Annotated in this window: 10 protein-coding genes; 7 read left to right on the forward strand and 3 right to left on the reverse strand. The window is 64.7% G+C overall.

Annotated features, from left to right (window positions below; all coding sequences use genetic code 11):
• Positions 1 to 12 precede the first annotated feature (12 nt).
• The 6 genes from nirB (at position 13) to JWJ88_RS14020 (ending at position 7,723) form a co-directional block, all read left to right on the forward strand.
• A complete protein-coding gene (gene nirB / locus JWJ88_RS13995) occupies positions 13 to 2,445 on the forward strand; it encodes a nitrite reductase large subunit NirB (RefSeq protein ID WP_205296401.1) in 2,433 nt (810 codons plus the stop codon).
• Positions 2,442 to 2,777, forward strand: coding sequence for a nitrite reductase small subunit NirD (nirD, locus tag JWJ88_RS14000; RefSeq protein WP_205296402.1), 336 nt, complete (start codon positions 2,442 to 2,444; stop codon positions 2,775 to 2,777). The genes nirB and nirD overlap by 4 nt, the downstream gene beginning before the upstream one ends.
• Positions 2,778 to 2,819: 42 nt before the next feature.
• Complete coding sequence (locus tag JWJ88_RS14005; protein ID WP_205296403.1) at positions 2,820 to 5,432, forward strand: nitrate reductase; 2,613 nt, start codon at positions 2,820 to 2,822, stop codon at positions 5,430 to 5,432.
• 279 nt (positions 5,433 to 5,711) lie between these two features.
• Positions 5,712 to 6,053 carry a DUF2946 family protein gene (locus JWJ88_RS14010; protein WP_240200363.1) on the forward strand — a complete coding sequence of 114 codons (342 nt, stop codon included), beginning with the start codon at positions 5,712 to 5,714 and terminating at the stop codon, positions 6,051 to 6,053.
• A 70-nt stretch (positions 6,054 to 6,123) separates the two neighbouring features.
• Positions 6,124 to 7,107, forward strand: a complete 984-nt coding sequence (locus JWJ88_RS14015; RefSeq protein WP_205296405.1) for a copper chaperone PCu(A)C — start codon at positions 6,124 to 6,126, stop codon at positions 7,105 to 7,107.
• On the forward strand, positions 7,094 to 7,723 hold the full coding sequence (locus tag JWJ88_RS14020; RefSeq protein ID WP_205296406.1) for an SCO family protein: 630 nt from the start codon (positions 7,094 to 7,096) through the stop codon (positions 7,721 to 7,723). Before JWJ88_RS14015 ends, JWJ88_RS14020 begins: the two co-directional genes overlap by 14 nt.
• A gap of 52 nt (positions 7,724 to 7,775) precedes the next feature.
• Here the strand turns inward: JWJ88_RS14020 and JWJ88_RS14025 are convergent, their stop codons facing one another.
• From JWJ88_RS14025 to JWJ88_RS21800, 3 genes are all read right to left on the reverse strand, one after another.
• Positions 7,776 to 8,240, reverse strand: coding sequence for a hypothetical protein (locus tag JWJ88_RS14025; protein ID WP_205296407.1), 465 nt, complete (start codon positions 8,238 to 8,240; stop codon positions 7,776 to 7,778).
• 53 nt (positions 8,241 to 8,293) lie between these two features.
• On the reverse strand, positions 8,294 to 8,995 hold the full coding sequence (locus JWJ88_RS14030; protein ID WP_205296408.1) for a helix-turn-helix transcriptional regulator: 702 nt from the start codon (positions 8,993 to 8,995) through the stop codon (positions 8,294 to 8,296).
• Between the two features lie 455 nt (positions 8,996 to 9,450).
• A complete protein-coding gene (locus tag JWJ88_RS21800; protein WP_240200326.1) occupies positions 9,451 to 10,086 on the reverse strand; it encodes a hypothetical protein in 636 nt (211 codons plus the stop codon).
• Between JWJ88_RS21800 and JWJ88_RS14035 the strand changes: the two genes are divergently transcribed.
• The gene (locus JWJ88_RS14035; RefSeq protein ID WP_240200327.1) at positions 10,054 to 11,460 is read left to right on the forward strand and encodes a hypothetical protein; all 1,407 of its coding nucleotides are present in this window, start codon (positions 10,054 to 10,056) and stop codon (positions 11,458 to 11,460) included. The genes JWJ88_RS21800 and JWJ88_RS14035 overlap by 33 nt on opposite strands.
• Positions 11,461 to 11,462: the final 2 nt, after the last annotated feature.

Raw genomic sequence — 11,462 nt, forward strand, 5'->3', positions numbered from 1 at the left:
AAGGAGCCAGCCATGAAGAAACTTGTCGTCATCGGCGCCGGCATGGCCTCGGGTCGCCTGCTGGAGCAACTGTTCGAGGCCGCGCCCGGCGAATGGCATGTCACCCTGTTCAACGCCGAGCCGCGCGGCAACTACAACCGGCTGATGCTGTCGCCGGTGCTGTCGGGCGAAAAGACCTATGAGCAGATCGTCACTCATGACGAAGGCTGGTATGGCGCGCACGGCGTCGATTGCCGCTTTGGTGAGCCGGTGATCGGGATCGACCGTGCTTCCCGCAGGGTCCATTCCAACCGTTCCAGCGCCGAATATGATGCGCTGGTGATCGCCACCGGCTCGGCGCCCTTCATCATTCCGGTTCCGGGCAGCGATCTGCCGGGCGTCGTGACCTATCGCGATCTGGAAGACACCAATGCGATGATCGAGGCCGGCGTGGCCGGCAAGGATGCCGTGGTCATCGGCGGCGGGCTGCTGGGCCTTGAGGCGGCGGCGGGCATGGCCGCGCGCGGCGCAAGTGTCACCGTCGTTCACCTGATGGGCCACCTGATGGAGCGGCAGTTGGACCCCGCCGCCGGCTATCTGCTGCAAAGGGATCTGGAGCGGCGCGGCATCAAGGTGCATTGCAAGGGCGCGACCAAGGCGGTCCTGGGTCATGGCCGGGCCGAGGCCGTGTTGCTGGAGGACGGCACCGTCCATCCCGCCGATCTGGTCTGCATGGCCGTCGGCATCCGCCCCGAGGTGCGGCTGGCCAACGACGCGCATCTGGAGGTCGAGCGCGGCATCGTGGTTGATGACGCCCTGCGCACCAGCGATCCGCATATCTTTGCGCTTGGCGAATGCGTGGAACATCGCGGTCAGGTCTTTGGCCTTGTCGCGCCGCTTTACGATCAGGCCAAGGTGCTGGCCCGGACGTTGCTTGGCGAACCGGCCGAGTTCCGCCCGGTGCAGACCGCGACCAAGCTGAAGGTGACCGGCTGCGACCTGTTCAGCGCCGGCGACTTCGCCGAAGGCGAGGGGCGCGAGGATATCGTCTTTCGCGATCCCGGCCGGGGCATCTACAAGCGGCTGGTCTTGCAGGACAACCGGATCATCGGCGTTGTCATGTATGGCGATACCGGCGACGGCAGTTGGTTCTATGGGCTGATGAAGGACGGCACGGATATCGGCGAAATGCGCGATACGCTGATCTTTGGCCCGGCCTTTCAGGGGGGGACCCCGCTGGACCCTATGGCGGCCGTTGCAGCCTTGCCGCCTGAGGCGGAGATCTGCGGCTGCAACGGCGTTTGCAAGGGCACCATCACCGATGCCGTTCTGGGCGGCGCGACCACGCTGGAGGCGGTTCGCGCCTGCACCAAGGCCAGCAGCTCTTGCGGCACCTGCACCGGTCTGGTCGAGCAGGTGATGAAGCTGACGCTGGGCGATGACTTCGCCGCTGCCGCGCCCGCAGGCATGTGCAAATGCACCGATCACAGTCACGAGGACGTGCGGCGGCTGATCCGGTCCATGGGGCTGAAGTCGATCCCCGCCGTCATGCAGGAACTGGGCTGGAAATCCGTCGGCGGCTGTCATTCCTGCCGCCCGGCGCTGAACTATTACCTGCTGGCCGAATGGCCGCTGGAATACCGCGACGATCGCCAGTCGCGCTTTGTGAACGAAAGAAACCACGCCAATATCCAGAAAGACGGCACCTATTCGGTGGTGCCGCGCATGTGGGGCGGGGTCACGACGCCGCAAGAGCTGCGCGCCATCGCCGATGCGGCCGAGAAATATGCCGTTCCCATGGTCAAGGTCACCGGCGGCCAGCGCATCGACCTGCTGGGCGTGCGCAAGCAGGACCTGCCGCATATCTGGGCCGACCTGAATACGGCGGGGCTGGTGTCGGGTCACGCCTATTCCAAGGGGCTGCGCACGGTGAAGACCTGCGTGGGATCGGAATTCTGCCGCTTTGGCACGCAGGATTCGACCGGGCTGGGCATCAGGCTGGAAAAGCTGCTCTGGGGGTCATGGACGCCGCACAAGGTCAAGCTGGGGGTCTCGGGTTGTCCCCGCAACTGCGCCGAGGCGACCTGCAAGGACGTGGGCGTGGTCTGCGTCGATTCCGGCTACAACATCAGCGTCGCCGGGGCGGCGGGGATGGAGGTGAAAGAGACCGAACATCTCGCCTCGACCCCCTCCGAGGACGAGGCGGTCGAGATCATTACCGCCTTCATCCAGCTTTACCGCGAGAACGCGCGTTATCTGGACCGGCCCTATAAATGGGTGGCCAAGGTTGGGCTGGACTGGGTGAAACAGCAAATCGAGGACCTGCCTATGCGACATGCGCTGGTCGAACGGTTCGAACTCAGCCAGTCGGTTTATCGCCATGACCCATGGGCCGAGCATTCCACCAAAACCGAGACGCCCAAATGGGCACCCCTTGCCGATCTGATACTGGAGGCTGCGGAATGACCATCTTTGTCGATATCGGGGCTCTGACCGACATTCCCCCTCAGGGTGCGCGTGTGGTCAGGACCGCGCAGGGCTGCGTGGCGGTTTTCCGCACTGCCGACGACCGGGTATTCGCGCTGGACGACCGTTGCCCGCACAAGGGCGGTCCGCTGTCCGAGGGGATCGTGCATGGTGATCGCGTCACCTGCCCGCTGCACAATTGGGTGTTCGACATGAACACGGGCTCGGCGCAGGGCGCCGATCAGGGGCTGGTGCGCACATGGCCCGTCCGAGTCGAACAGGGCCGCATTCTGATCAGCGCCGAACTCGTCTCGCGCTCCAACGCCGCCTGAAAGGTCTCTCCCCATGCCGCTTTCACTCGATTGAGGTTCGACATGCAGACCATGCGCACCACCTGTCCCTATTGCGGCGTGGGCTGCGGTGTCCTGGCCACGCCCGACGGCCGGGGCGGCCTTGCCATCGCAGGCGATCCCGCACATCCCGCGAACCGGGGCCGGCTTTGCGTCAAGGGCTCGGCGCTGGGTGAAACCGTGACCCATCGCGGCCGCTTGCTTGCCCCGCATATCCACGGCCGCGAGGCTGGCTGGGGCGAGGGGCTGGATCTGGTTGCGCAGCGATTTTCCCGGACCATTGCCGAACACGGGCCGGATTCGGTCGCCTTCTATGTCTCGGGGCAGTTGCTGACCGAGGATTACTATGTCGCCAACAAGCTGATGAAGGGTTTTATCGGCTCGGGGAATATCGACACGAATTCACGGCTGTGCATGTCCTCCTCGGTCGCGGGGCACAAACGGGCCTTTGGCACCGATACGGTGCCGGGACTGTATGAGGATCTGGAGCTGGCAGATACGGTGGTGCTGGTCGGCTCTAACCTCGCATGGTGCCATCCGGTGCTTTACCAGCGGCTTGCGGCGGCCCGAGAGGAGCGGGGCACGCGCATTGTCGTTATCGACCCGCGCCGCACCGCGACTTGCGACATCGCTGATTTGCACCTTGCCTTGGCGCCGGGGTCGGATGCGGCGCTGTTCAACCTGCTTCTGGCTGAGATTGCGCGGCGCGGCATGACCGACCGGGATTTCGCCGCGCATCTGGAGGGGTTCGACAAGGCGCTGGCCACGGCGCGCGAGACGCCGCCCTCGACCACCGGGCTGACGCACAGCCAGTTGCAACAGTTCTTTGACCTGTGGCTTGGCAGCGAAAAGGTGGTGACGGTCTATTCGCAGGGCGTGAACCAGTCCGACAGCGGCACCGACAAGGTGAACGCGATCCTGAACTGCCATCTGGCCACCGGCCGTATCGGCGGGGCGGGCATGGGTCCCTTTAGCGTCACCGGCCAACCCAATGCCATGGGCGGGCGCGAGGTCGGCGGGCTGGCCAACATGCTGGCCTGCCATCTGGAAATCGAAAACCCCGTGCATCGCCAGGCGGTCGGGGCCTTTTGGAATGCGCCGCGTATGGCCCAACAGCCGGGCCTGAAGGCCGTGGACATGTTCCGCGCGGTCGAGGAAGGGCGGATCAAGGCCCTGTGGATCATCTGCACCAACCCCGCCGTCTCGATGCCCGAGGCCGACCGGGTCGCCCGCGCCATTGCCGGCTGCGATTTTGTCGTGGTCTCGGACATCATGGCGCAGACCGACACCACGCGACTGGCGCATGTCCTGCTGCCCGCCACCGGCTGGGGTGAAAAGGATGGCACGGTGACGAATTCCGAACGCCGCATCAGCCGCCAGCGCCGGACGCTGCCGCCTGCCGGTCAAGCGCGGGACGACTGGCGCATCCTTGCGGCGGTTGCGGCACGCATGGGCTGGGCAGAGGCCTTTGCCTGGGATAACCCGGCCCAGATTTTCGCCGAATACGCCGCGCTGTCGGGCGTTGCCGGTGATTTGGGCAGCGATTTCGACATCTCGGCCCATGCCGGGATCACGTCGGCGGAATATGACGCGTTGCGACCGTTCCTGTGGCCGCAATCTGCGCGCCGGCAAGGCGGGCGTTTCTTTGGCGACGGGCGTTTTCATACGCCCTCGGGTCGCGGACATCTGGTTGCGGTCACGCCGCGCCTGCCATCTGCGATCAGCGACAAATTTCCATATCGGCTGAACACCGGGCGGGTGCGCGACCATTGGCACACGATGACCCGGACAGGGCTGTCGCCGCGTCTGTCGCGCCATCTGGCCGAGCCTTTTCTGGAACTGCACCCGGACGATGCGACCCGGCTGGGCGTTGCCCCTGCCAGTCTGGCCGAGGTTTCCAGCCCGCATGGCCGTGCCATCCTGCGGGTGCTGGTGACCGACCGCGTGGCGCGCGGCCATCCCTTTGCCCCGATCCACTGGACGGGCGAGACAGCGCCCTCGGGCCGGATAGATGCGCTGGTGGCGGGGGTGACCGATCCGGTGTCGGGCCAGCCTGCCTCGAAATCCGCCGCCGTGGCGATCCGGCCTTTCGCGGCGCGCTGGTTCGGTTTTGCGGTTTCGTCCGGGCCGATCCGGCCGGATTGCGAATACTGGGCTCGCGCCGTGCTGGCCAACGGAGAGCAGGCGGAACTGGCCGGACTGGATCACCCGCAGGATTGGACCGCCCATGCCCGCACCATGTTCGGCCTGTCGGATGAGCCGCTGGTGCTGCACGACCGGGCGCGTGGGCAGGTGCGGCTGGCCTTTCTGCGCGAGGGCCGACTGCGGGCCGCGCTGTTCGTCGCGCCCGAACCCGTGGGCCTGTCGCGCAGCCATGTCGCCGCCCTGCTGGGCGAGGGCGGGGCCGAGGCGCTGGCCGGCCGTCCCGGAGCCGACCGCCCGGATGAAGGCGCGCTGATCTGCGCCTGTTTCGGCGTAGGCGTGAACAGCATCGTGCAAGCCATCGCCACGCAACGGCTGACCTCGGTCGAGGCGGTGGGGCAGGCGCTGCGGGCGGGCACCAACTGCGGCTCTTGCCGGCCCGAGATCCGTGCACTGCTGGAAGCCGGCATCGCCTGCCGCACCGCGGCCGAATAGGGCTTGGCAGTTGGCGCCGGGTCAGGGGCGCTATTGCGGCCTGCCCGTACGGCCGCGCGCGAAGTCGGTGACGAAGCCCCATCGCCGCGGATTGTCGTCGCCACCCGTATCCGCCGGTGATTGTCCCACCCGGACGATTCGCCGGTGATTGCGGCAGATTGCCCCTTTCCTCTGGCGCGGATTTCTGACACGGCTGCGCTTATGCAGGTTCGAAGCGGATATCGGGCAACAGGGCAGGGACGCGGCGCGTCGCTGCGGCGCCTGTGCTGCTGGTTGGCAGTGCTGCCTTTCCTGCTGTTTTCGCTGATCCAGCCGGGCACCATGATCAGCCGCGACGCGCAAGGCAGCGTGACCGTCGTGCTGTGTTCGGGCGAGGGACCGGTCGAAATGGTCGTGGCTGCCGATGGCAGTCTGGTCCCGGCCGGCAAAAACCCGCATGGCGATCCGCATGCGTGCGACTGGGCCCCGCATGGTCAGCCATTGTTGCAAGGTTTCATCGCCGATGCGCTGCCGCCCGTTACGGATGCGGTTCGGCTGGCGCTTTGGCCCAACCCCTCGGCCCCGCCGCATGTCTCTGCCCTACTCGGACCTTCGGCGCGGGGGCCTCCGGCGCTCATCTGACGGAAGCTTGTTTCGACAGCCCGTGGGGCAAAGCCCCGACGGCGATCATTCCCTTCAGATGAGAACGATGATGCAGAACCATATTTTCGGCGCGCTGTGCGCCTCGCTCCTTGGCCTTGCGGCGGGTCCCGCGCTGGCCCATGCCACGCTGGAAGGGTCCGAGACCCCCGCAGGCGCCGCCTATCGCGCGGTGATCCGCATCGGCCATGGCTGCGACGGTCAGGCCACCCAGACCTTGCGGGTGGCGTTGCCCGACGGATTTTATAACGCCAAGCCCATGCCCAAGGCGGGCTGGACGCTGGAGACGGTAAAGGGCCCCTACGCCCAGCCCTTCGACAATCACGGCGAGCAGATGACCGAGGGCACGCGCGAGGTGATCTGGTCCGGCGGTGCGTTGCAGGATGACTGGTACGACGAATTCGTCGTCCGTGGCACTGTCGGCGCCGATGTCGCACCGGGCACGGTGTTGTATTTCGCGACCGTGCAGGAATGTGCGGACGGCAAGGCGGACTGGACTGATGTGTCGGGCGATGCAAAGGTGGCCAACCCCGCGCCGGGCGTGACGGTCACGCCCGGTAAGGCGGCAGAGCATGACCATCATGAACATGGCGGCGATATGGCGGCCACCCCTGCCGGCCCGGTGTTCCTGGGCGATCTGACCCTCAGCGACGGTTTCAGCCGCGCGACGCCTCCGGGTGCGCCGGTGGCGGGCGGTTTCCTGACCATCGCGAACGGCGGGGCCGACGACCGGCTGGTGTCGGCCAGCGTCGATTTCGCCGGTCGCGCCGAGATCCACGAGATGGCGATGGACGGCGAAGTGATGCGGATGCGCCAATTACCCGAGGGTTTGCCGATCCCCGCCGGCGCCACGGTTGAATTGAAGCCCGGCGGCTATCACCTGATGTTCATGGAACTGAAGCAGCCGCTGGTCGAGGGTGAGGTTGTCAACGTCACCCTGAACTTTGAAAAGGCGGGGGATGTCAGCTTGCCGCTGACGGTCGGCCCGCGCAACGTCGGGGCGACGCAACACGGGGGTGGCCATGGCGGGCACTGATCGCAAATCATCCGGCTTGAAGCCGTTACGCTATGCTCTTTGGGCGCTGGTCGTGCTGGCCTTGGCCGGTCTGGGCTGGTTCCAGTTCGTTTCACCGCGTCAGGGGGCAGGCTCGATCGCCGATGCCGGCGCCGCGGCACTGGGCCGGGGCGACTACCAACTGCTGGCGACTGACGGAGCTGAATTCACCCAGGCAACGCTGAAGGGGCAGCCCTCGGCGGTGTTCTTCGGCTTTACCCATTGCCCGGATGTCTGTCCGACCACGCTGGGCGATGTGGCGAGCTGGCAAGAGGAACTGGGTGAGGATGGCAAGAAGCTGCGGGTGTTCTTTGTCACCGTGGACCCCGAACGCGACACGGTCGATACGCTGCGCGAATATGTTTCGTGGGTGCCGGGGGTGATCGGTGTCTCGGGCTCACTGGAAGAGATCACCAAGGCGACCAAGGCTTTCCGCATCTATTCCCGCAAATCGCCGCTTGAGGGGGGCGATTACACCATGGACCATTCCTCGACCATGCTGCTGTTCGATGGCAATGGCGATTACGCCGGGCTGATCGGCTATCAAGAGGACCGCGAGCGTGCCTTGGCCAGCCTGCGCCGTCTGCTGAGCAGCTAAGCCCGCGCGGCGCCGAAAACCCGGCGCCGCCTTTCGTCCCGATCGGTTTCGCTTAGTCGATGGGGTATCGGTACTTCAGCAGGAACCGCCAGATATTGCGGTTCAGTTGGGAAAGCATTTCCAGATCCTGATCCAGTTGCAGCATCTCGCCGCTGCCAAGGGTCTGTTTTCGGCCCATATGGATACGGTCGCGCCGGTCGGCGATCCTCATCAGGATGGTCGAGATCGAGCCGTCTTCCTGAAAGGACCATATGCTGTGGTTATAACGATGCCGAACGGCGGACAGCCTGGCGAATTGCCCGGTCAGCTCCAGCAGTTCCTGCTGCTCGGGCCCGGCCGGCCGGACCAGTTTGGCAAGCCGTTCGACCATCTCGATCCGGCCACGGGTCGAGGATACCGACAGGAAGACCACGACGGCGGCGCTTTTCTCCATCCCGGTCAAGCCGGCAAGCATGTGGATCAAAAGACTTTCCGTATTGCTCCAGGCATAGTTCAGCCGCCCGACACGCAGCAGCATCGCGTCCAGATCGGGCTCGGGTGCAGAAGCCCCGGATATCGGCGGTGGAGTGGTCACGACCGCAGGGTGCGATAGCGCATGGCGGCCTCGGTGCGGTTATGCGCGCCAAGACGCAGGTTGGCGTTGCGAAGATGCAGCTTGACCGTATGGACCGACAAACCCAACGCCGAGGCTATTCGTTTATTCGACTGGCCATCGGCCACCAGCCGCAACACGTCATGCTGTCGCCGGGTCAGGCCCAATTCGTCGGTGGCGGGGACCGGCGCGACGATCCCCGCCGGTGAAATGATTTCGGGCAGGATGTAATTGCCGCCATGCGCGACCAGCTTGATGACGGACAGCCAGACGTCCAGCCGGCAATTCAGCGGAAAAATACTGATCATCCGCTGCCGTAACTCCTCGTCTTCATAGCAGGTGCGCCCAAAGGCCCCGGTGCAGAAGGCGACGGCAAGCGCCACTTCGGCCAGACCCAACAGATAGGCGCGGTCGTCTTTGGTAAGCCCGCGCATCGTCGGTTCGTCCAGCACCAGCAGCGTGGGCTGTTCGTGCGTCAGCTCGGCCAAACTGCGAAAATCATGAAAGGACGGCGCCGCCGCAACCGTGATGTGCCCCAGTTCCTGACTGGTTGCCGCGATCAGGTTGTGTGAAAAATTGCACTGTGTGCCAATCAGCAGAACTTCTGCCGTTCTGCGCGCAGGCTGGCCGGGTAACACAAGAATTTCACTGGCTACGCCATCGCAAGATGCAATGCTCATGTCATTCCTACCTTCTTGCGGATGGTCTTCCCCCGTGTCGACCCGCCCTCCCAAGCCGGCCGATCTGGTTAGCCTAGCAAATTTCCGCCGATGCTTAAAGCTGAGAGGGAAATATAAGTTCAATAAAGACTTATATTTGGTTGTAAAATTACCCTGATGTTCCATCCAGAGTGGTATTCCGGAATAAGGGCATGCCAATTTCGGGCGGTGCCGCGAAAACGCGCCCGCTTTCCTAGCAAAAGGGATTAATCCATCCGGTTAGTGTTCGAAGTGATAACCGCCTGTCGGTTATATCCTCAAAGCCAGCTCCCCCTGAATTCGGACAGTCCCGGTTTAGCCTTTTCGTGCATCTAGGCCGAATCGGTCGGCGGGCGTAGCCTTTTCCGGGTCGGTCGCTGGGCAATTCCACACCGGCCGAACGGGCGCGGCACGAGGTGGCGTGCGGTCGTTCCGTATCAGCAGCAAGTCAAGAACAGTCGTGCCGTTGTAACGGTGGGCGCTGGCCCGGCGATTGGAATCGGCTTGCCTTTCTCCACCGAAAACCGGGCGGGCAAGCGTGCTTGCGAATGATCTGGCCGCATCTCACCCGCCTCTGACAGGAGGTAACGACGATGGCTGGTAGCCGTAATATGAATCTCTTTGCCTGGCCGACCGACAATCAGGACCAGGATCAAGAGCAGGGTCAGGGCCAAGGCCAAGGACAGGGCCAAGGTCAAGGTCAAGGCCAAGGACAGGGTCAACTGAACAAGCAGGCCCAGGATCAGGATCAAGGTCAGGACCAAGGTCAAGGCCAGGGTCAGGGCCAAGGGCAGCATCAGAGCCAGAGCAACGCGAACGACAACGCGAATGCAAACGCCAATGCGAACAGCAGCGCGTCCGAAACGCATGCGTATAATGCTGCGGGCAATGTGGCGGGCAATGCTGCTGGAAATGTGGCGGGCAATGCGGCCGGCAACCTGGCGGGCAATGTCGCCAAGAATGCGGCCGATAATGCTGCGGACAATGCGGCCAGCAACACGGCCCATAATGATGCAGCGAACGATGCCCAGAATAAGGCCGTGAACACGGCCTATAACAACACTGATGTTCATACCAATGTCTCGACCAATGTCAGTGTGGGGCTTGATCTTGATGGCTGGGAACCGACCGACAATGATTATGCCGACATCGACCTGGGCAATATGCAAGGCACCATGGGCGATCTGCTGGTCAACCGCGATGGCAATATCAGCATCGGGACCGATGACATCAATATCGCCAACGTGCTGAACAATGCGCTGAATGGTGACGGCAATGACAACGCCATCATCATTCCGCAATCGGCGACGATGAACGATCAGGACGACCTGAGCGATCCGACCGTCACCAATAACGCCGACTTCAACCAGAACGGCAGCGCCTATGGTGGTTCGGCCACGGCCGAGCGCGGGATAGATGCTGGCGGTGAAGGCGGCTCGGGCGGCACCAGCGGAAATGCCGATGGCGGTTCGGGCGATGCCGATGCCGATGGTGGTCACGCCTTTGCGACGGGCAGCAGTGCCTTTGGTGGCATCGGCGGCGGCGCTGCGGCGGCTGGCGGTGACGGTGCCGGCGGCGATGCGCTGGGTGTCGGGCTGGGTGTCGGGCTTGGCGGCTCGGCCAACGGCGGCGATGCAGGCGGACTTGCAGCCGGTGTCGGTGCCGGCCTGAGCGGTGATGCCGATGGCGGCGACGCAGGGGCCGGCAGTCTGGCCGGAGCGATTGGCGCTGGCGGCGGAGGATCTGGCGGCAGTGGTGGTTCTGGTGGTGATGGCGGCGACAGCGGCTCGGCGGATGCCGGCCCGACTGGCGCGCTTGGCCTTGGCCTCATTGGCGTAGGCGTCAACAGCGACAGCGGCAACGGCGGCACCTCGGGTGACGGTGGTGACGGCGGTGCAGGCGCTGCGGGTGGCGACGGCGGGCTCGGTGCCGGGCTCGGTGCGGCCCTGTCCGCTGCAGCGGCAATGGCTGGCGACGCGACCTCGGGCGATGCGCTTGGTGCGGGTCTGGGTGCGGTCTGGGCGACTGCCGGTAACGGCGGCAGCGCGGATGGCGCGGGCGCAGGCAATGGCGGTGCCACAGGTGGTGCCGGCGCTGGCGGCGCGGCCAATGGCACCACCGGCGGTTACGGCGGTGCGGCCAGCGCGACGGGCGGCTATGCCCTGGGCGGTAGCGGCGCCAACACCGGCAGCGGCAATGGCGGTGCTGGCGGTCAGGTGATGACTGGCGACGGTGGTTACGCACATGCCGGCGCCTGGGGGTCGAACAACGGTGATGATGGCTTTGTCACTGGCTATTCGACTGCTTCGGCGGATGCGATCCTGGATACGACTGCATTCAACCAGAGCATCATCATGGGTGCGAATGTGCTGGGCAACACGGTGGACATGACCGTGGTCGGCGGCGATCTCAGCTCGACGGTAGTCGGCGACGACGATCTTGCCTGAGG

Origin of the sequence: Paracoccus methylovorus (genome assembly GCF_016919705.1) — a bacterium.
Lineage (GTDB): Bacteria > Pseudomonadota > Alphaproteobacteria > Rhodobacterales > Rhodobacteraceae > Paracoccus > Paracoccus methylovorus.